This is a genomic window from Streptomyces flavofungini, from assembly GCF_014650815.1.
GTDB lineage: Bacteria > Actinomycetota > Actinomycetes > Streptomycetales > Streptomycetaceae > Streptomyces > Streptomyces flavofungini.
This window is the reverse complement of record NZ_BMVR01000015.1, coordinates 178978-199661: the sequence shown is the minus strand read 5'-3', so window position 1 is coordinate 199661 and position 20684 is coordinate 178978. Positions and strand designations below refer to the sequence as shown.

General features: G+C 70.6%; 14 protein-coding genes. 11 read left to right on the top strand and 3 right to left on the bottom strand.

All coding sequences use genetic code 11. The annotated features are described in order from the left end of the window. The first annotated feature begins 63 nt into the window (after positions 1 to 63). The 7 genes from IE274_RS32145 (at position 64) to IE274_RS32115 (ending at position 11104) form a co-directional block, all read left to right on the top strand. Positions 64 to 2295 carry a hypothetical protein gene (locus IE274_RS32145; RefSeq protein WP_190119455.1) on the top strand — a complete coding sequence of 744 codons (2232 nt, stop codon included), beginning with the start codon at positions 64 to 66 and terminating at the stop codon, positions 2293 to 2295. Then, positions 2292 to 2564 carry a hypothetical protein gene (locus IE274_RS32140; protein ID WP_190119454.1) on the top strand — a complete coding sequence of 91 codons (273 nt, stop codon included), beginning with the start codon at positions 2292 to 2294 and terminating at the stop codon, positions 2562 to 2564. The genes IE274_RS32145 and IE274_RS32140 overlap by 4 nt, the downstream gene beginning before the upstream one ends. Next, positions 2561 to 3148, top strand: coding sequence for a nucleotide exchange factor GrpE (gene grpE, locus IE274_RS32135; RefSeq protein ID WP_190119453.1), 588 nt, complete (start codon positions 2561 to 2563; stop codon positions 3146 to 3148). Before IE274_RS32140 ends, grpE begins: the two co-directional genes overlap by 4 nt. 48 nt (positions 3149 to 3196) lie before the next feature. After that, positions 3197 to 5707, top strand: coding sequence for an Hsp70 family protein (locus tag IE274_RS32130; protein ID WP_190119452.1), 2511 nt, complete (start codon positions 3197 to 3199; stop codon positions 5705 to 5707). Positions 5708 to 5819: 112 nt separating this feature from the next. Continuing rightward, positions 5820 to 7619: a DUF4357 domain-containing protein gene (locus IE274_RS32125; protein WP_190119451.1), complete on the top strand. Its 1800-nt coding sequence runs from the start codon at positions 5820 to 5822 to the stop codon at positions 7617 to 7619. Further along, positions 7616 to 8941 carry an McrC family protein gene (locus IE274_RS32120; RefSeq protein WP_372447176.1) on the top strand — a complete coding sequence of 442 codons (1326 nt, stop codon included), beginning with the start codon at positions 7616 to 7618 and terminating at the stop codon, positions 8939 to 8941. The genes IE274_RS32125 and IE274_RS32120 overlap by 4 nt, the downstream gene beginning before the upstream one ends. Before the next feature lie 27 nt (positions 8942 to 8968). Next, positions 8969 to 11104 carry a UvrD-helicase domain-containing protein gene (locus tag IE274_RS32115; RefSeq protein WP_190119450.1) on the top strand — a complete coding sequence of 712 codons (2136 nt, stop codon included), beginning with the start codon at positions 8969 to 8971 and terminating at the stop codon, positions 11102 to 11104. An 83-nt stretch (positions 11105 to 11187) separates the two neighbouring features. Here the strand turns inward: IE274_RS32115 and IE274_RS32110 are convergent, their stop codons facing one another. Further along, positions 11188 to 12852, bottom strand: a complete 1665-nt coding sequence (locus IE274_RS32110) for an N-6 DNA methylase (protein WP_190119449.1) — start codon at positions 12850 to 12852, stop codon at positions 11188 to 11190. A gap of 149 nt (positions 12853 to 13001) precedes the next feature. Between IE274_RS32110 and IE274_RS32105 the strand changes: the two genes are divergently transcribed. The 4 genes from IE274_RS32105 to IE274_RS40470 all read left to right on the top strand — a co-directional run bounded on the left by IE274_RS32105 (position 13002) and on the right by IE274_RS40470 (position 16638). Beyond that, a complete protein-coding gene (locus tag IE274_RS32105; protein WP_190119448.1) occupies positions 13002 to 14672 on the top strand; it encodes a TIGR04141 family sporadically distributed protein in 1671 nt (556 codons plus the stop codon). Between the two features lie 262 nt (positions 14673 to 14934). Then, complete coding sequence (locus IE274_RS40480; RefSeq protein WP_372447180.1) at positions 14935 to 15201, top strand: transposase; 267 nt, start codon at positions 14935 to 14937, stop codon at positions 15199 to 15201. Further along, the gene (locus tag IE274_RS40475) at positions 15198 to 15680 is read left to right on the top strand and encodes an IS3 family transposase (protein ID WP_372447175.1); all 483 of its coding nucleotides are present in this window, start codon (positions 15198 to 15200) and stop codon (positions 15678 to 15680) included. Before IE274_RS40480 ends, IE274_RS40475 begins: the two co-directional genes overlap by 4 nt. 97 nt (positions 15681 to 15777) lie before the next feature. Beyond that, on the top strand, positions 15778 to 16638 hold the full coding sequence (locus tag IE274_RS40470; protein ID WP_372447179.1) for an integrase core domain-containing protein: 861 nt from the start codon (positions 15778 to 15780) through the stop codon (positions 16636 to 16638). 41 nt (positions 16639 to 16679) lie between these two features. On the opposite strand, the gene IE274_RS32095 is transcribed toward IE274_RS40470, so the two are convergent. Beyond that, the gene (locus tag IE274_RS32095; RefSeq protein WP_190119447.1) at positions 16680 to 18011 is read right to left on the bottom strand and encodes a class I SAM-dependent RNA methyltransferase; all 1332 of its coding nucleotides are present in this window, start codon (positions 18009 to 18011) and stop codon (positions 16680 to 16682) included. 495 nt (positions 18012 to 18506) lie between these two features. Continuing rightward, positions 18507 to 20555 carry an APC family permease gene (locus tag IE274_RS32090; protein WP_190119446.1) on the bottom strand — a complete coding sequence of 683 codons (2049 nt, stop codon included), beginning with the start codon at positions 20553 to 20555 and terminating at the stop codon, positions 18507 to 18509. Positions 20556 to 20684: the final 129 nt, after the last annotated feature.

The window sequence follows — 20684 nt, the reverse complement described above, 5'->3', positions numbered from 1 at the left end:
TTGACCGAGCCAACAGGCGCTACATAAGGTCAACCGTGCACCACGTGCACATGGGGGACCTGCTTGAACACCACCGACGCCACCCGCATGCTCCGTCAGGCCGAACACGCCTACGGCACTGGTAATTTCGCGCACACGCTCAACCTGCTGGACCGCATCTCCACAGACCGTCCCGGCCTCCCCGTGGACGACCGCGCCTCCTACGACGCACTGCGCGCCCTGCTCGCCGAACGCGCGGGCAACTGGCCCGAGGCGGTCCACTGCTGGCTCGCGGTGTTCGGCACCACTCCGCCCGCGAGCGGCGAGGACCAGCCCTGCGAACTCGGCTGCGACTGCGACGTCCGCACCGTACTCGACGCCCCGGACGCCACGTCCGGCGAGACGCCTTGCCTCTGCTGCCCGGCACACGCGCTGTGGCGCCTGGTGTGGCAGGCGGCCCGCCGGGGCGCGATCGGCGAGGTCCTCGACGCCGTCCCCGACCCGTCCGGGAACCGCCGCACCGCCCTGGTGCACGCGCTCGCGGTCGGCACGCTGAGGTCGCTCGCCCAGAGCGAGAAGGTCGATCCGGCTCACGCGGTCTTCGCCATCGCCGTCTGGCACCTGCTGCTCGACGACGAGGACCCGCTCGGTTTCGAAGACATGCTGACCGCCCGGCGCGGCGCTCCCCTCGACGCCGAGGACTGGCAGTCCGCGTGCGACACCCTGAGGGGCCGGATCCGTACGGCGTTCCACTCAGTCGACGAACGCGATGGCCGCGACGTACTGGACGCCTGGGAAACCGTCTGGAACGTCGAGGAGTACGAGTACAGCGGCGAACTCGTCCGCGGCGAACGCGCCTACCTCCGGACCGAGGGATGCTTCGGCCAATGCGCCAACGACCAGCTCGACTTCTGGGACGAGGACTGGGATGGCGGTCTCGGCTGCCAGTGCGACGTCGACACCTGGCAGCCACCCACCCCCGACACCGCTCCCCCGTGCCTGGGGCTGCTGCTCGGCGGCCGCCCCTGGACCGGCTCCCCCGTCATCGTTGACACCGCCGCCGAGCAGCTGGAGGCATACGGTGAACACCGCGCCCTGCTCGCCACATACACCCGCCGTCACGGCGAACCCGCCACCTGGCAGGCGGACTCCGACACCCACCGGGCCTCCGCGCCGCACCTCGCCAGTGCCCTGGCCACCAGGGCCCGCGAGCAGTTCGCGAAGGGCGAGTGGCAGGACGCCCTCACCGACCTCACCTCGGCCGCCCGCCTGGGCCTCGAACTCGACCGTCGCCACCACGAGATGGCCCGCAAAGCCGGACTGAGCGCAGGCCGGAACGGCAACGGCTACCAGCGGGCCACGCTCGTCGAGCGCATTTTCTGGCTGGAGTCCGCGCACGCGCTCGCTCCCGATGACACCGCCCTCGCCCAGGAGCTGGCAGCCGCCCTGGTCCGGCGTGGCACGGAGGTGCTGGGGATGGAGGACAGGAATCAGGGTCGTGCCCGCTTCCAGCGGGCGCTGTGCGTACGCCCCGGCGATCCGGTGGCACAGGACGCGCTGGACGCGCTGGATCTCGCCGACATCGCTTCCGTCGTCACGGGAAACAGGCCGGGCAGGCAGCCCGGCCTGCAACGGGTCGGGGAACTTCTCCACCGCGGCTTCCGTGCGGAGAACCCGGCCGAGGATCTGCACGAGGTGTACTCCTGGTACTGCGACCGGATGATCGAACGGACCGTGCGGAAGGCGCTCGCCGGGAAGAAGAGCGAGGCCTGTCGGGTCCTGCGGCAACTGGAGGAGGTCCGTGCCTCCGAGGACGAGCGGGGAGAACAGGCCGACGACGGTGACATCGCCCGCCTCCTGCTCGACACGGCCGTCCGGCAGCTCGGAGCACGGTCCGGTGACTACACCCGGCAGGTCCCTCTGCTGCTCTCCGCCGCCGCGTCCTGCGCACAGCTCACCGGGGCGGAGGCCGAGCGGCAGGCGCTGGAGACTGTCCTGCCGTGCGCCGCCGAACTGGTTGACTCCGGACGCTTCTCCGAGCTGATCACCCTCCAGGGCAGGCTGCTGATCACCCCGGGTCGCTCCGCGGAGTACGACCAGCTCGTCGCCGTCGCGTACCACCGGCGCGCCCGCGACCGCCGTGCCGACGGCGACCTCGCCGGTGCCGTACGCGACGAACGTGCCGCGTCCGCCCTGGGGTTGACGACCGGCTGGCAGACCTCCCTCCCGCTCGAACCGGTGATGTTTCCCAGCCTCTTCGACTCACCTGGACCACCGGACCCGGACGACCCGCCGTACATCCAGGAGACCCTGTGACCGCACACTCCCGCACACCGATGCCCTCCTTCAGCCCTACCGTGTTCGAGCTCCTTCCGCATGCCCGGCCGGGCATCGGCCAGGGAGACCTCGCGAAGGCGGTGGGCGCGGCGGTCTCCCGGGCCCGCCGCGCACGGGACACAGACCGCGAGCATGCCCTGAAGGCCGTCCACGACGCGGCCCGCACCCCGGCCGACACCCTCGTCAGCGAACTGCTCACCCCTCCCCTCGCGCCGTCCGCCGCGCCGAAAGGGCCCGCAGCGAAGTGACCACTCCCCCGTCCGATCCCGACGAACTGCGCAAGCTGCGCGTCCGCGTCGCGGCCCTCTCCCGCAAACGCGAGGAGGCCGTGGCCCAACTGACCGATCTCCTCGCCGCGTTGCTGCCACTCGACGATCTCCTCGCCGACACGGCACACCGGTCCGAGCAGTTCGGCCACTCCGGGGCAGGCCGTACCGGACAGCTCGCAGCCGCCGTGCGAGAGCAGACGGACGCCGCCCACCGGATGCTCCGGGCCGAACTCGCGCGCCACGGCGTACATCCCATGGACCTCGTCGGGAAGATCCCCGACCCGGTGGAGGCACGGGCGACGGGCGTCGAACCGCATCCGACCGCCCCCGAGGGAACCGTCCTGCGGGAGACCGTCACCGGCTTCCGCCACGGGACCGACTGCCTGCGCCGTGCCGATGTCGTCCTGGCCGTACCCGGGCCCGCGCCCGCCGCCGAACAGGCGGCACCCGCCAGGCCCTCCGACGGCGGGGCCACGCGGGGGCGCCGGAACCAGCCGCGCCGCACCAGCCGCGCCCGGCGCCGGCAGCCGCTGCCCGGCAAGCCTTCCAAGCGCCGCCGCTGAACCCGCCCCACACCACCCCTCCCGTCACTGCCACCCGAAGGCCAACTCATGCCGTACCGCACACTCGGAATCGATCTCGGCACCACCAACTCCGTCACCGTCTGGATGGACGGCGGCGTTCCGGTGGTCCTCCCCAACCGTCACGGCGAGCAGGCCACGGTGTCCGCCGTCGGTACCGGTGCCGACGGATCCCTCCTGGTGGGCAGCGAGGCGCTCGGCGTGCGCGACCGCCTGCCCGGCTCCGTGATCACCGAGGTGAAGCGGCTGATCGGCCGACGCCACGTCGACGCCGACGTCCAGCGGCTGCTCGACGAGCGGCCCGCGGACGCCCCGCCGGTACGGGAGTCCGCGGACGGCGGGGTCGAGATCCGGCTCGGCGCCCACTGGCTGACGCCCGTACAGATCTCGGCGATCCTGCTGCGACGGCTGCGCACGGACGCCGAGAACACCGCCGGCGAGCCCTTCCCGCGAGCCGTGATCACCGTCCCGGCGTACTTCACGGAACCGCAGTACGCGGCGGTGCGGGAAGCCGGGGAGCTTGCGGGCTTCACCGTCGTACGCATCCTGCCCGAACCGACCGCGGCGGCCCACGCCTTCGGGGTGGAGCGCCTCGTCGAGGATGACGACGACATGTGCTCGGTGCTCGTGTACGACCTCGGCGGCGGTACCTTCGACGTGTCCCTGCTGATCATCGGGTCGGGGTACTTCCAGGTGTACAAGCTCGGCGGGGACAAGTCGCTCGGCGGGGCCGACTTCGACTCCGCTCTGTGCCGGATGCTCACCGAGAAGCGACTCGGCGACCGTGACCGCTCCGGGACCGGCGACGCGGCACGGATCCGCGCCGCCGCCGAACGCACCAAGATCGAACTCTCGGATGTCACCGCAGCGGAGATCATTCTCGCGCCGCTCGGAAAGAACGGCGGTTCCTGGACGGGACAGGTCACCCGTGACGACTTCGAGGAGCTGATCGGCGCCGAGATCGACCGCACCCTGGAGCTCACCCACGGCGTGTTGCGCGGCGCGTCCAGGAAGACCGAGGACATCGACAAAGTCCTGCTCATCGGCGGTTCGACTCGTATCCCGATGGTCCGCCGACGCCTGGCCGAAATGTTCGGCGAGGAGAAGGTGCACAGCGGAATCGACCCCATGTCCGCCGTCGCGCTGGGCGCCGGCATCGAGGCCGGGCTCGCGTCCACTCTCGCCTGCCCCTCCGAGCCGTGCCTGACCACCGGAATCCCGTTCACCGAGAGCGCCTGCCCCGACTGCGGCACCTCTCTGCTCGGCATGGCGACGGTCGACTGCCCCGGCTGTCATGTGCCCGCCGCCGAGGGAACCACGAGCTGTCCGGTCTGTGCCGTCAGCCTTTCGGGGCTGCGGGCGACCGCCCCCGTCGCGTCCCGCGCCGCATGCCCACACTGCGGCTGTCCGGAGAACTCCACCTCGGCCACCCTGTGCCAGGACTGCGACCAGCCGCTGGACGCGGGCGGCCTGAAGTGCCCCCGCTGTCAGATGGTCAACGCCACTGGCCTGACGGCGTGTTCGGCTTGCGACGCGCTGTTCCAGACCGACCAGCCGGAGCAGGTCACCGCCCAGAACCTGGGACTGGCACTCGACGACGGCACCGTCGCAGTCCTCTTCACCGCCGGAACGCCGTACCCGACCGACTGGCAGAACATCGAGAACCTTCAGATCCGGCCGGCCGGCACCAGCGCACTGACCTTCCGGATCGTCGAAGGGCCGCACGAGAAGTCCCATGCCCGCAACGAGTTCTGCGGGGAGCACACGCATGTCTTCGACAGGAGCACCGGCAGCGTGGAGCGGCTCACACTTCGGGTACAGCTGGACGAGAACCGCACCGTGAACCTCGCCTACCGCATCGGCGACGGCGAGGAGCTGGGCGCGCGGCTGCGCCGCAGCGCCGTCGCCGACGGCATCGGCCGCGCCGCCTCTCGGCTCCTCGACGAGATCCGTACCCATAGTGCCCATTTCGGCGGCGAGCTGACGGAGGCGGAGCACGGCCGCTTCGCCGAACTGACAGAACAGCTCACCGCGATCGTGCGCGGTGAGCCCTTCGGCCAGTCCCTCGACGGTCTCCTCGACGAGGCTCGCGACACGGTGGAGACGTGCCGGGACGCCCGCGGCTGGACGGCCAACGCGTCCGTCGCCGCACGCCGGGGCCGAGAGCTCGGCCTCGCGGCGCCGGCCGAAGAGCTTGCCGACGCACGGCGCGCCCTGGACGCGGCACGCGAGCGGCTGGACCTGCCCGCGATGCGGGCAGCGACGGAGCACGCCCGCAGCCTGTGGCGGCAGCTCGACACCACCACCTGGCGGTCCATGCTCGCCGCCCACGACGCCGAGCTCGGCCGCTTCCCGGAGTCCGTACGCCGTCCCATCCTGACCGCCTGGGACGACCTGCGCGCCGCGGCCTCTCGCGGGGACTACGTCGCACAGGACGCGCTGCACATGAAACTGAACGAGCTCGCCGGTCACTCGCAGGCGCCCGTCCCGGCGGCGCGCAAGCGGAGGGACAGCGCCCAGGTGTTCCCCGAGCGCCGGTAGCCGAACGGACGTAGTGAGCGTCCAACACACGGCACATACCGTTTGACACCGTCAACACGTAGGCTGAACGCACTTCGTGCCACCTGAACCACCCGCGTCCCGGAAGGTCCCCATGCCGCAGCTCCCCGACCGTCTTCCCGGCTTCCCGGACTTCCGGATCACTCTGCCCAAGGACACCGGGGAGGCCCTCGGCTTCCTGCTCACCGAGATCGGTGACAACGGCTCGCACAAGTTCCTGGTGAGCGCGGGGTCGGCGGTGTCGGCGGAGGACTGGCCGGGGCTGAGCGACTTCGCCCGTCGGCTCCGTTCCGGGCTGCGGGAGAACGGGACGCTGGTCGACGGCCCCCGCCCCGGCGCCTGGACCGCGTCCCGCGACATCGTGTGCAACTCGCCGTCCGCCGCGGCCTCCCTGGTCCTCGGCTACGGAGCCACCGGCCCCGGCACCTGGCGCAGCACGGAGGACGGGCACCGCTTGGGGGACTTCCTGCCACAGAGTTGGCGGGCCCCGCAGAAGGCCTGGCTGGTGCGGGGGAACAACGTCTCCGGCCACAACCTGGTCCGCCGGCTCTGGCTGAAGGAGGGCCTCGTCTCGCTCGACGCACCCCACCTGCCGCAGGTGGACGAGCCCGACCCGACCAAGAGCGTGCTGCGCCGCTTCGTCGAGGAGGGTTACGAGGGCTCGGCGACGTACCACCAGAAGCGCGGTCTCGTCGACGAACTGCACGCCTTCTTCACCCAGATGCGGATCGGCGACACCGTCGCCACCCTCAGCGACGGCCTGCTCCACCTCGGGCGGATCACCGGCGACTTGGTGCAGTCGGGCTCCCCCGGCGGGCTCTCCAACCTACGGCGCCCGGTGGCCTGGCAAGAGGCCGCCCATCCGTACGAGGAGCTGCCGGAGGAGGTGCAGCAGAAGCTCTCCGCCCAGCACGACGTGGTCGACCTGACCCCCGTCCTGGAACAGCTCACCGCGCTCACCGGCGGCCCGGGGGCCGCGCCGGAGCAGGCCGGGCAGGTCCTGGAATCCTCCGAGCAGCGCGTCCTGACCTTCCCCGAGGTCACCGACGAGTTCGCCCGGAAACTCCTCGTCCACGACCGCTCCTTCCTCGACGAACTGCGTGAACTCCTTCTCGACGAGCGGCAGATGGTCCTCTACGGGCCGCCCGGCACCGGAAAGACGTATCTGGCTCTGAAGCTGGCCGAGTACTTCGGTGGCGGCCCGGAGCAGGTCAAGATCGTCCAGTTCCATCCGTCGTACGCGTACGAGGACTTCTTCGAGGGTTTCCGGCCGGTCGAGGACCCCGAGACGCGGGAGGTCGCCTTCCGGCTGACGGCGGGACCGCTGCGGGAGCTCGCCGACACCGCCTCCCGGGAGGGCAACCGGCATGTGCCGCACTTCCTGATCATCGACGAGATCAACCGGGCCAATCTGGCGAAGGTCTTCGGCGAGCTGTACTTCCTCCTGGAGTACCGCAAGCGCTCGGTGCGACTGACCTACTCCGGGGACGACTTCGGGCTGCCGCCGAACCTGTACGTGATCGGCACCATGAACACCGCGGACCGGTCGATCGCGCTGGTGGACGCGGCGATGCGGCGCCGTTTCGCGTTCGTGGAGCTCTCCCCCCGCGTGGAGCCCACTGCCGGCCTCCTCACCCGCTGGCTGGAGCGCGAGGGCAAGGACCCCGAGCCGGCCCGCCTGCTCGACGCCCTCAACACGGCGATCAACGACACGGACTTCGCCATCGGCCCGTCCTACCTGATGAAGCCCGGCGTCTACCGCGAGGGCGGCCTCGACCGGACCTGGCGCACCAAGATCCTCCCCCTTCTTGAGGAGCACCACTACGGCGAGGGCATTGACATCGCCGCCCGCTACGGCCTGGACGCGCTGCGCGAGCGGACCCGGCGGTCATGAGCGGGAACGCGGCGGGCGGCGCCGCCCCGGCGCACGGTGACATCCCGGCCGCGACCGCCGACGGCGACGCGGCAGACGGCGCGGGCCCGACACGCAGTTACGTCCCGGGCGACATCATGCTGCGGGAGTACGGCGCCGCCTTGTCCGTACCGCTGGACGCGGCCACCGGGCGGGCCCTCGTCTCGGCGCGGTTCCTCGACGCCGCCGCGCCGGACCCCGAGCGGCCCGGACACTGGAGGCTGCGTGCGGGCCACCAGGTCGGTGCGGTCCGGCTTCCGGGCGGGACAGTGCTGCGGATAGCGCCCAAGACGCCGGTGGGGCGGCTGTTCTTCCTGCTCGGCTTCAGCCTCGACCCGGGTGGCGTCTGGCGCGACAGCCGTGAGGGCACGGTTGGCACCGGCGCGCACGACGACGTGGTACCCGCGCTCGCGTACGCGGTGGAGCGGCAGATCGACGCGGCGCTGCGGCAAGGGGTGCGCCAGGGCTACCGGGAGACCGCGGAGTCCGCCCTGGTGGTCCGGGGCCGTTTGCGGGAGGCCGAGCAGATCCGGCGCCACTTCGGCCGCATGCCGCCCGCCGAGATCGTCTACGACGCGTACACGGCCGACACCGCCGAGAACCGTATCCTGCGCGCCGCGGTGGAACGGCTGCTGCGGCTGCCGTCCGTTCCCGGGCCGGTACGGCGCCGTCTCGCCCACCAGCGCGTCCGCCTCGCGGACGCCGGTCCCCTGGTCCGCGGCCAGGACCTGCCGCACTGGCAGCCGTCCCGTCTCAACTCCCGCTACCAGCCCGCCCTGCGGCTCGCCGAGGCCGTACTGCGCTCCACCTCGCCCGAGCACAGGACCGGCCCGCTCGCCCTGGACGGCTTCCTGCTCGACATGAACCAGCTCTTCGAGGACTTCGTGACGGTCGCACTGCGCGAGGCCCTCCGGGAGTACGGCCTGACGGCGCGGCTGCAGGACGTACACGCTCTCGATCCGGGCGGCCAGGTCCGGATGAAGCCGGACCTGGTGGTGTACGGCGCGGACGGCCGTACACCTGTCGCCGTCGTCGACGCCAAGTACAAGACCGAGAAGTCCCACCGGGCCCACGGCTACCCGAACGCCGACCTGTACCAGGCGCTCGCCTACGCCACCGTGCTCGGCCTCCGCGAGGCGCATCTGGTGTACGCGGCGGGCCGCCTGCCCGAGCGGACGACCGAGGTCCGCGGCACCGGCGGTCTGCGGCTGTTCCAGCACAGCCTCGACCTCACCTCGGAACCCGCGGCGCTGCTGCGTACCTTCCGGGAACTCGCCGCCCGCCTGGCCGGGCCCACCGCCTGACACCCACGGAAAGGGGACCCACGGCCCATGCCCCGACTCGCCTTCGCCCAGAGCTTCTGGGACGGATTCGACACCCTGGAGAAGCCGGTCAGAGCCGGCGTCCGCAAGGCCATGACGAAGTTCCAGGCCCTGACCGTGGCCGAGCTCAACGCTGACAAAGGCCTGCATCTGGAATCCGTGGAGAACGCCCGTGACCGGCGGATGCGCACCATACGGATCACCGACTTCTGGCGCGGTGTGGTCCTCGCGCCGGACGACGGCAGCGATCTCTTCCTCCTCGTCCATGTGCTGCCGCACGACGACGCGTACACCTGGGCGGCGAAACGCCTGTACAGCACGAACAGCGCCACCCGCGGCCTGGAGGTACGCGACGCGGTCGCACTGGACGAGCTGACACCGCTGTACGAGACGGCGTCCCGCAAGGCGCCGAAGCTACTGTTCTCCGGCGTCTCCGACGGAGTCCTGCGCGAACTGGGCATCGACGCACAGGTGTTGCGTGCGGCTCGCTCGATGGCGGACAAGGCGCAGCTGGAGGCGTTCGCGACGCTGCTGCCCGAGGACCAGCTGGAGGTCCTCCAGTACCTCGCGGAAGGATTCTCGCCGGAGGAGGTCTACCGGGACGTGGTGGCCGTACGCCGCCCGGTGGACGCACCGCCCGAGCCGGACGAGGACCTGGCCACCGTCATCAGCAACACCACCGCCCGGATCCGTCTCGTCACCGGCCCGCAGGAGCTGGAGGAGATCCTGGCGAAACCGTTCGCGGCCTGGCGGGTCTTCCTGCACCCTTCCCAGCGGCGGGTCGCCCACCGCACCTCGTACGGCGGTCCGGTGCAGGTCACCGGCGGCCCGGGGACGGGGAAGACGGTGGCCGCGCTGCACCGGGTCCGGCACCTGCTGGGGCGGTCGCCGGACAGCCGGATCCTGCTGACGACGTACACCAACGCGCTGGCCGCCGGACTGCGCGACATGCTCGGTCTTCTCCTCGAAGGCGACGAACTGCTCCTCTCCCGGGTCGATGTCACGACCGTCGACGCCTATGCCAACAGCGTGGTGCGGCAGCACACCGGCGTCACCCCGAAGCCGGTGGGCGACCGCGACCAGCGGCAGCTCTGGGAGAAGGCGGTCAAGCAGCTGGATCTGCCGTTCCAGGCCCGCTTCCTGGCGCAGGAGTACCGTCACGTGGTGCTCGGCCAGGACATCCGTGATCTGGACGGCTATCTCGCGGCGAGCCGGCGCGGACGCGGCACCGGCCTCGGAGCGGCCAGGCGCGGGCTCGTGTGGAACGGCGTCGAGTGGTTCGAGAAGCTGCTGCTGGAGCGCGGTGCCACCACCCACCTGCGGGTCTGTGCCCGGGCGGCCGATCTGCTCGCCGTCGGCCCGGCCCCGTACGACCATGTCGTGGTGGACGAGGCACAGGATCTGCACCCCGCGCAGTGGCGGGTGCTCCGGGCCGCCGTCACCCCCGGCCCCGACGATCTGTTCCTCACCGGCGACCCGCACCAGCGGATCTACGACTCCCGGGTGTCGCTCGGCTCGCTGGGGATCGCCACCGCCGGCCGCAGCTTCCGGCTGCGTCTCAACTACCGCTCCACCGAGGAGATCCTGGTCTGGGCGGCGCGCCTGCTCGCACCGGTCAGCGTGGACGCCCTGGAAGGCGACGGAACCGACTCCCTGGCCGGCTACCGCTCGCTGCTGCGCGGCCGCCGACCCGAGACCCGCGGGTACGCCACCCAGCCGGAGGAGTACGCCGCCCTCGCGGACCGGGTGCGGGCGTGGATCGGCGAAGGGCTCGCACCGCACGAGATCGGGGTGTGCGCCCGGTTCAACCTGGCACTGGACGCGGCGGAGTCCCGGCTGAAGGACGCCGGGATCCCGGTGGTGCGGGTGAAGGGGCAGGTCGCCGCAGAGACGCCAGGGGTCCGGCTGGCCACGATGCACGCCATGAAGGGGCTGGAGTTCAGGGCGGTCTCCGTGTTCGGGGTCACGAAGGGAACGGTGCCCTTCGCCCGCGAGATCACCCCGCTGGAGACGGACGCACCGCAGCACGAAGCCGACCTCCTCCGCGAGCGCTGCCTGCTCTTCGTCGCCTGCACCAGGGCGCGCGAGGCACTGAGCGTGAGCTGGACCGGAAGTCCGAGCGAGTTCCTGCCGACCCAGGTGTGAACGGGTGGCTCCGGGACTGCGGACCCCAGCGCCGGGACCACGGCGGCGCCGCCCCTCCCCCGGAGCCGCCCCGCCGGATGTCCTCAGTCCTCCGGGGCCAGAGCGCCGGTGGAGAGTCCGTCGCGGGCCAGCTCGGCGAACCGGCGACTGAGCTCGGACACGGCCCGCATCGTCGCCTCGAATTCGGTGAGCTCCCGGAAGGCCGCACCGTAGCGGCGCTGTTCCTCGATGGCCAGCTGCGGAATCCTGGCGCCCTTGGCCTCCAGCCGGTAGGTGCCGGAGGCACTGGTGGCACGGCGGATGTTGGCCGGGCTGCGCAGGAAGCCCTGGAGGTAATCGGTGTCGAGCTGGTCGCTGGCGGAGACCGGCTCCGGGCCTTCGTAGGTCACGAGGCCTGCCCGGAGGAGTTCGGCGACGCCCGCCGTGGCACCGTCGAGCGAGCCTGCCCCCGTACCGGGCCGTAGCTGAGGCAGCAGTGCGGCCAGTCGGCGCAGCTGCTCCTCCAAATCGCCGCGGAGGGCCGTGAACTCGCCCGAGTAGTCGCGGTGCACGGCCTGGAGGTGGCTGCCCGGGGTGAGGTCGACCATGTCGTCGAGGAGACTGATCGAGGGGACGTCCACGGTCTGCTCGGGGCGGGGGGCGAGGCTGCCGTCGGGATCGTTGGCGGTGAGGTCCACCATCCGCACCATGGCCGGGGGGACGTCGGCCGGCCCGGGACGACGCAGAGTCCAGAGGTGAACGGGGAGGGCGTGCGAGGAGGCCGTGCCCGGCGGCAGGGCGACAACCTGGGTGAGGATGCCCCTGCGGACCAGCTCGGCCCTGATCCTTCGCCCGGCCTTGCGGTAGGCGACCGAGGCGGGCAGCACGATCACGACGTGCCCGCCCGGCGCGGTGTGTGCGTAGGCGTGCTGCAGCCAGGCGAGTTCGCCCTCCGCCTTGGACGGGGTGCCGAGTTCCCAGCGTGGATCGAGAAGGAGTTCCTCGCGGCCCCATCCGGTGACGCCCACCGGAGGATCACAGACCACGAGTTCGGCCCGGAGGTCGGGCCACCGGTCGTCGCGGAGCGAGTCGCCTGTCTCGATCCGGGTGTCGGGCATCGAGGACAGCGCGGCACGGAGCCTGGCGAGCCGCGCGGAGTCGGCATCGGCCTCCTGCCCGCGGCAGAGTGCCCCGGTCTGCCCGGCGACGGAGAAGAGCAGCAGACCGATGCCGCAGGCAGGATCGAAGACCGTCGCCCCGGACGGCAGCGGCGGCGCGAAGTGGCGTACGGCGCGGGCCAGGCGGGTCGACGTCACCTGATCCGAGCCGGCGCGGCGTACGGCGTCGGCGAACCGTTCGGTCAGTGCGTTCACGACGTCAACGGGCCGCTCGGTTTCAGCGAGTGAACGAACGCGCGCCACGGCTTCTCGCGGCAGGCGCAACCCCGGCAGGCGTCGACCGTGCCCTTCGGTGAGCAGCTCGGCCACATCGGCGAGACCGGCGACCATGTCCTCTCCGTAGGCGGCCCGCAGCTCCTGCCAGACCTGGACCTCGACCGAGACCTCCTGCCCCTTCCGCTGCTTCTCCAGCCACGCCTGAACTTCGGCCAGCGCGAACAGCGGGCTGCTCGCACCGCCTCCCGAGGGGGCGGGGAAGTCGTCGTAGCGGCGCCGCCAGTTGGACACGGCGGCGCGAGTGACGCCGGCCAGCCTCGCGATCTCTGATCCGGTGACGAGGGGGCCGGTGGCGGGGGCAGCTTGGTCCGACATGCGGCCACCGTACACGCAGTGGCCCGACCCCGGGAGCACCACAATCGCGTTGACAGCGTACACAGATTGCTGTCATCGTTCTGCGTATACAGATGAGACTTCGTCAGCCTTCTCGCATCGCACCCCCGCAGACGCTCGGAGAACTTCCCATGGCCACCCACACCGCAGTCCGCACCGTCTATCGGCTCCCCACCGTCTCCCCGACCCCCGAGGCGATGTTCGAGGCCCTCGACCACGAACAGCTCGACCGGCTGGGAGCCGAACTGCATCACCCCGTGGTCCTCGGCGTGCCCGCGGTCTACCTCACCTACGGCAAGGAGGAGGCCGCCGACACCTGGTGCGCCCCCAACGCCCGCACCACCGGAATCCCGGTCTTCGAACCCGTCCGCCGCACCGGAGCCCTGCTGCTCCTCGCCGTCGACGGCCAGGTCTACGCCGTGACCTGCGGCAACGGCTACCGCCTGGTTCCCGACGCCCTCAAGGACAAGCGGTTCGGCCTCTGCTTCGCCATCCGCATGATCGACCCCCGGCACATCAGCGGCGCCGTCACCAAAGCGCTCGGCCGGCCGCGCACCGACATCTCCCTGGTAGCCGCCGGCACCTCGGTCCCGGCACTCGGCATCCGCGACCAGGCACGGGTGGTCCGCCACCTCGGCGGCCACCTCGACGACGTCCCTCTCACCCGAAGCCGCCACGCCAACGGCCGGGCCTGCACCGCCCAAGGCGGTGTCGGCCTGCGGCTCCCGCTCGGCATCGAGCCGGCCGACCTGGTCGAGGACCTGCGCACGATCACCCGGGTCTGCCAGGACGACATCCCGCACCCCGAGCTGGAATTCGTCGACCACATCGTCCCGGTCACCGACACCGTCACCCGCGCCGCACTCGAAGCCGCCCTGGACCGCCTGCTCGGCGCCCCCGCCGACGGACGGATCTCGTTCTCCGTACCCCTCGACCTGCACGAGACGTACGCCGAGGCCACCGCATACCGGACCTGCATCGGCAGCACCGAGGTCTACCTCTGCGACAACTTCGACCTGGAGTACGTCCTCACTCGGGCCAGGATCCACCGCCCCGGCACCCGTATCGCCGCCCTGCGCGACGGCACGGTGACCCTCCACCGTGACCCCTCGCCCAGATCCTCCGTCCCGCTGGCAACCACCCATGCCCTGGACTGGATCCAGGCCGATGTCTCCCTCGGTCCACGGACGTACTGCCTTCTGGACGGCGACTGGTACGAGCTCGGCGCCTGCTACATCGACTCCGTCCGAGACAACCTGCAACAGTTGTTCACCGATGCCGCTGTGTACGGCCTGCCGCCCTGGCCCGAAGGCGCGAGCGAACGCGCCTACAACCGAGCGGTCTCAATGGCCCGGCCCGAATGGCTGTTCCTCGACGGCGAGTTCATCAATAACCCCCTCAAGCGCACCGACCGGGTCGAAATCTGCGACCTGCTGACTCCGGACGGCGCCCTTGTCCTGGTCAAGCAGTCCGGCTCCTCCGGCTCCTTCAGCCACCTCCTCGGGCAAGCGCAGGTCGCCGTCGAACTCCTCGTCAACTCACCTGAAGCGCGCTGCCAGTTCGTCCGCCGGGTCGCACGGGACAGCGACGGGAGAATCATGCTGGCCGAGGACTTCACACCTCGTCGGCTGGTCCTTGCGGTCCGGCACAAGTCCGGAGCCACCTTCACGCCCGACTCGCTTTTCGCCTTCTCCCAAATCACGCTCCACCAGACAGCAAGGGAGCTCACCACACGCGGGGTAAGTATCGAGGTCGTTCCCGTGCCGACGGCAGCCGAGATCGCTCGGACCACCGCGGCGTAACGGCACCCCGCACCAACGGTGGCGGGTCGTTTCACGACCTCGACGTCGAATCCTCGGGCGACTCCGTGCTGGAAGACGCTGTGCTGGTGCCGCTGTCGGCCCAGACCTTCGTTACGCCGGGATGCGAGACTGCGGGCTCGCCGAACTGAGCTGCACTGATTTTCGTGGAGTTCCTGATGTCAGGGTTACGATCCTGGCGAAGGAGATCCACGAGCACCACGCCTGCACCACGTAGTACCCGGACGAACTCCGGGAGCGCGCGATCCGTGAGGTCCGCACCACCGGCCGTCCGATCGCGCACGTCGCGAAGGACCTGGGCATCCATAAGGAGGCCCTGCGCGGCTGGGTCCGCCAGGCCGAGGCCGACCACGGCGAACGCGACGACCGGCTCACCACCGCCGAGCGGGACGAGCTGAAGCAACTCCGCAAGGAGAACGCGGAGTTGAAGCGGGCGAACGAGATTCTCAAGGCCGCGTCCGTGTTTTTTGCCCAGGAGATCACCCGTCCCCGGACGAGGCCGAGCAGGTGATCGACCACCTGCGCCAGAAGGGCCTCGGGGTCGATCCCGTCTGCCGGGAGCTGGGTCTGTCGCCGTCGACGTACTTCGCCCGTAAGAAGCGGCCGAAGTCTTCCCGGCGGCTGCGGGACGAACAGCTGATGCCCGCGATCGAGGAGATCCACGCCGAGTCCGGCGGCACCTACGGAGCCCGCCGGATCACCCGCGCTCTGCATCGCAAGGGCGTCGACGTGGCCCGCTGCACCGTCGAACGACTCATGGCCGAGCTCGGCATCGAGGGCGTCATCCGCGGCCGGCGGCGCCGCACCACGATCCCCGAGCCGTCGGCACCAAGGCCGCCGGACCTGGTCGACCGAGACTTCACCGCCGACGGCCCCGACAGGCCGCGAACCACATGCAGACCGAACTCCCCCTGGACGCACTGGAGATGGCCCTGTGGCGGCGCCGCATCAAGAAGGACTCCGGGCTGGTTCATCACAGCGACCGCTTGAACTTGCCCAATATGTGTCGATTCGGTACACCGATCGGCTCGCGGACATCGGCGCTTCCGCGCCGGTCGGCTCCGTCGCGGACAGCTACGACAATGCCATGGCCGAGGCGCTGAACGGCACTTTCAAGGCCGAGTTGATCGAGATGCAGGGCCCCTGGCGGGACTGCGAACAGGTCGAGCGGGCGATCTTCCAGTGGGTCACGTGGTACGACGAAGAACGCCTCCACTCCGCGCTCGATTACGTACCACCCGCCGAGTACGAACATGACTTCTGGCGAGCCAGGAGCAAGCCCCGCAGTCCGCCTGAACCATCAAGATCGGACTCTACGAAAGTCGGGGCAGCTCACAGACAACGGCACCGGAACTTACAGAAGACGAACATACGTAACTCGCAACTGCTTCACCAAGTCTGCCGCCCTGCGGCCGCGCACGCACTTGCCTACGTACTTGACCTCGTAGCGTCCATACCTGCCTTGGGCTGCGATCAGGGCCACGCCTATCGCGTCAAACACCTCGAAGAACAAGCAGACGCCTGGCACCAGACCAAGCGCCTGACCGAATACGTCACAGCGGTGCGCGATCACGCCACATCACTGCCACCTGGGCAGAAAAGGGGCCGAGATCGAGGCGTGGCTCGCCTTCGCGGATGCCCGCCTCCAACACCTCGCCGAGTCCGCCGCAGCGCCGAAGCTGCCCTCCCCACCGAAGCCCAGCGGCGACGGCCTCAAGCCTTTCCTCGGCCACTGGAGCCCGTACGGACCCCGCTTCTACTGATCCCCAAACCGGGCCATAACCGACGGCCCTTGACCCAAGAGATAGCAAAGAAGGAGCCCGACAGGCCCCACCCGACTCACCGTCACCTGCAAAAACGGCCGCCTGGCGCCTCATCAGAACGTGCGTCAAACGTGCGTCAGAATGGCCTCACGTGCGTCGAATACGCGTCAAGATATCGCCCGTAACGCCCACAGCACACATAACGCACACTCGGCGAAACCGCAGGTCAGCGCCCCTTCTCAGTAGGCTCAAGGATCGCGACGCACTCCACATGATGCGTCATGGGGAACAAATCAAACGCCCGAAGCATCCGCACCTTGTACCCGCCCTCCCGGAAGTACCCCAAGTCCCGAGCCAACGCCGCCGGATCGCAAGCCACATACGCGATCCGCCGTGCCCCGAGCCCCGCGAGATGGCGGACCGTCTGCTTGCCGGCGCCCGCGCGGGGCGGGTCGAGGACGATGACGTCGACCTCGGTGATGCCGGTGCGCGGGAGGACCGACTCGACCTTGCCCTGTTCGATGCGGACGCGGTCGAAGGAGGCGAGGTTGTGGCGGGCGTCCTCGACGGAGCGTTTGCCGGACTCGATGCCGAGGACGGCGCCCTCGTCGCCGACGCGGTCGGCGATGGCGCCCGCGAACAGGCCCACGCCGCAGTAGAGGTCGAGCGCCGTCTCGCCCTTGCGCGGGAGGAGGCCCTGCATGACCGCCGTCACCAGCGTGTCCGCCGCCTTCGGGTGGACCTGCCAGAAGCCGCCGTTGCCCACGCGGTACGTGCGGCCGTCGGCGCGTTCGCGGACGAAGGGGCGGCCGTGGACGCGGTGCACACCGCCGTCCTTCTCCTCCACACGGAGGACCGAGACCGGCTTGTCCAGTTCGACCAGGGGCAGGCGGGCGCCGGGGCGCGGGGTCAGGATCACCTGGCGGTCCTGCGAACCCGTCGCCGCGATCGCCTCGACCGAGGCCATGCCGGGCCAGTCGCGCCGCTCGACGCCGAGTTCGGTGACGCCCTCGGCCGCGATCATGCAGTGGTCCACCGGCTCCACCTCGTGCGAGCGGTGGCGGCGCAGGCCCGCCCGGCCGGTCTCGGCGTCGACCGCGTACTGGACTCGGGTGCGCCAAGCCGGAACCTCACCGGCAGGGAGCTTGTCGCCCTCGGCCGGCATCACCGTGCCGTCCCAGCCCGCCTCCTCGGGCGTGAGCCCGGCCAGCCGCTGGAGCTGTTCGGCGATCACCTCGCCCTTGAGGCGGCGCTGCGCGCCCGGCTTCGCGTGCTGCCAGTCGCAGCCGCCGCAGCGGCCCGGTCCGGCGTACGGGCACGGGGCCTCGACGCGGTCCTTGGACGGGTCGAGGACCGTCACCGCGTCGGCCCGCAGGAAGCGCGCGCCCTCCTCGCCCTCGGTCACCCGCGCGACGACCTTCTCGCCGGGCAGCGCGTGCCGTACGAAGAGCACCTGCCCCTCGGCCGTACGGGCGACGCAGTGGCCGCCGTGCGCGACCGGCCCGACCTCGACCTCGTACTCCTCGCCCACCAGTGAGTTCTTCGGTTCAGCCTGCATGGCGGGGTGACTCCACAACGTAAGAGGTAAGGAAGGACGGTGGTCGACGGCGTCGAGAACATCGGGAAAAACGGACGGCCGGACGCCAGCCCACCAGTCTACGTTGACCTGCCCCCGCCGCCCGCCAGGACCCGTCAGACGCAGGACCCCGTCAGACGCAGGACCCGTCAGGCGAGGACCCCGTCCGGCGCAGGACCCGTCAGACGAGGACCCCGTCCGGCGCAGGACCCGTCAGGCGAAGACCCCGTCCAGCACAGGACCCGTCAGGCGAAGACCCCGTCCAGCACAGGACCCGTCAGGCGAAGACCCCGCCCGGCGCAGGACCCGTCCGGCACAGGACCCGTCAGACACAGGACCAGTCAGACGTAGGGCCCGTCCGGCACAGGACCAGTCGGAGGCAGCCCCGCCCGGCGCAGCCTCCGCCCGGCGCAGCCCCCGCCCGGCGCAGGACCCGTCCGGCGCAGCCCCCGCCCCCAGGCCCAGCGCCAGCGCCCCTCACCCCTTCTTGCTCGTCTCCTTCGCCCGCTTCTCCACCGGTCCACGCCGCACCGAGCCCGGCGCGTTCCACTCCTGGCGCCTGCGCGCGCGGCGCTTCGCGGCCTCGGAGGACTCGAGCTGGTAGGGGACGGAGGTGACCATCACGCCGGGGGTGAAGAGGAGGCGGCCCTTGAGGCGGAGTGCGCTCTGGTTGTGGAGCAGGTGCTCGTACCAGTGGCCCACGACGTACTCGGGGATGATCACGCTGACCGCGTCGCGGGGGCTCTCCCGGCGCAGGGACTTCACGTACTCGATGACCGGGCGGGTGACCTCGCGGTAGGGCGAGTCGAGGACCTTCAGCGGGACGCTGATGCTGCGCCGCTCCCACTCCTCGCGCAGGGCCTTGGTCTCGGCCGCGTCGACGTTGACGCTCAGCGCCTCCAGGGTGTCCGTGCGCATCAGCTTGGCGAACGCGAGGGCCCGCAGCGTCGGCTTGTGGATCTTGGAGACGAGGACGATGGAGTGCACGCGGGAGGGGCGCACGCTGTCGTCGGAGGGGCCGTCGGCCGCCGCGATCTCGTCGGCCACCCGGTCGTAGTGGCGGCGGATCGCGGACATCGTCGCGTAGAAGATGACCATGCCGAGGAGCGCCACCCACGCGCCGTGCGTGAACTTCGTGACGAGGACGACGATCAGGACCAGGCCGGTGAAGAAGGCGCCGAAGGTGTTGATCGCGCGGGAGCGGATCATGTGGCGGCGCTTGCCCGGGTCCCGCTCGGTGGACAGATGGCGGTTCCAGTGCCGGACCATGCCGATCTGGCTGAGCGTGAAGGAGACGAAGACGCCGACGATGTAGAGCTGGATCAGGCGGGTGGAGTCCGCGCCGTAGATCCAGACGAGCATGGCCGCGGCGCCCGCGAGCAGCACGATGCCGTTGGAGAAGGCGAGGCGGTCGCCGCGGGTGTGCAGCTGGCGCGGCAGGTAGCGGTCCTGCGCGAGGATCGAGCCGAGCAGCGGGAAGCCGTTGTACGCCGTGTTGGCGGCGAGGAACAGGACCAGCGCGGTGGCCGCGGCCAGGACCATGAAGAGGAAGCTGCCGTTGCCGAAGACCGCCTCGGCGACCTGGGAGATCACCGGGTTCTGGACGTAGTCGCCGCCGAGCGGGACGCCGTTGTCGAGGAGGTCGTGGGCGGGCTTCTCGGCCATGTGGACGTTGGTCGCCATGGCGAGGCCGATGATGCCGCAGAACATGGTGACGGCGAGCGCGCCCATCAGGGCGAGGGTCGACGCGGCGTTCTTCGACTTGGGCTTGCGGAAGGCGGGGACGCCGTTGCTGATCGCCTCGACGCCGGTGAGCGCGGCACAGCCGGAGGAGAAGGCGCGCAGCAGCAGGAAGACCATGGCGAAGCCGGCGAGGCCCTCGTGCTCGGCCTTGATCTCGAAGTCGGCGGTCGGGGCCTTCATGGTGTCGTCGAGGACGAAGCCCCGGAAGGCGCCCCACGCGATCATGATGAAGACGCCCGCCACGAAGACGTACGTCGGGATCGCGAAGAGCTTGCCGGACTCCTTCACGCCGCGCAGGTTCATGAGGGTGAGGAGCACGATGACGGCGACCGCGCAGAGCACCTTGTGCTCCACGACGAACGGGACCGCCGAGCCCAGGTTCTCGATGCCCGAGGAGATCGACACGGCCACGGTCAGGACGTAGTCGACGAGCAGCGCGCTCGCGACGGTCAGTCCGGCCTTGGGGCCGAGGTTGGTGTTCGCGACCTCGTAGTCACCGCCGCCGCTCGGGTACGCGTGCACGTTCTGCCGGTACGAGGCGACGACGGTGAACATCAGCACGACGACCGCGACGGCGATCCAGGGGCTGAAGTGGTAGGCCGACACGCCCGCGACGGACAGGACGAGCAGCACCTCGCCGGGCGCGTACGCGACGGAGGACAGCGGGTCGGACGCGAACACGGGGAGGGCGATGCGCTTCGGCAGGAGCGTTTCTCCGAGCCGGTCGCTGCGCAGTGCGCGCCCGATGAGGATCCGTTTGGGCACGTCGGTCAGTTTGGACACGCAGAGGATCGTAAGCGCTGCGTCAGCCTGTCGCCCACCCAGTACCCCGGACCTGTCAAGAGCTGCTTGCCAGAAGATTAAAGAAATGTTCAAGCGACGGGCGGATGGGTAGGCCGGTGTGCTGGCACC

Bases quoted from the DNA above. Each gene is read 5' to 3' on its own strand.
- IE274_RS32130 (WP_190119452.1), top strand. From the start codon at position 3,197: ATGCCGTACCGCACACTCGGAATCGATCTCGGCACCACCAACTCCGTC.
- IE274_RS32125 (WP_190119451.1), top strand. From the start codon at position 5,820: ATGCCGCAGCTCCCCGACCGTCTTCCCGGCTTCCCGGACTTCCGGATC.
- IE274_RS32120 (WP_372447176.1), top strand. From the start codon at position 7,616: ATGAGCGGGAACGCGGCGGGCGGCGCCGCCCCGGCGCACGGTGACATC.
- IE274_RS32115 (WP_190119450.1), top strand. From the start codon at position 8,969: ATGCCCCGACTCGCCTTCGCCCAGAGCTTCTGGGACGGATTCGACACC.
- IE274_RS32110 (WP_190119449.1), bottom strand. From the start codon at position 12,852: ATGTCGGACCAAGCTGCCCCCGCCACCGGCCCCCTCGTCACCGGATCA.
- IE274_RS32105 (WP_190119448.1), top strand. From the start codon at position 13,002: ATGGCCACCCACACCGCAGTCCGCACCGTCTATCGGCTCCCCACCGTC.
- IE274_RS40470 (WP_372447179.1), top strand. From the start codon at position 15,778: ATGGCCGAGGCGCTGAACGGCACTTTCAAGGCCGAGTTGATCGAGATG.
- IE274_RS32095 (WP_190119447.1), bottom strand. From the start codon at position 18,011: ATGCAGGCTGAACCGAAGAACTCACTGGTGGGCGAGGAGTACGAGGTC.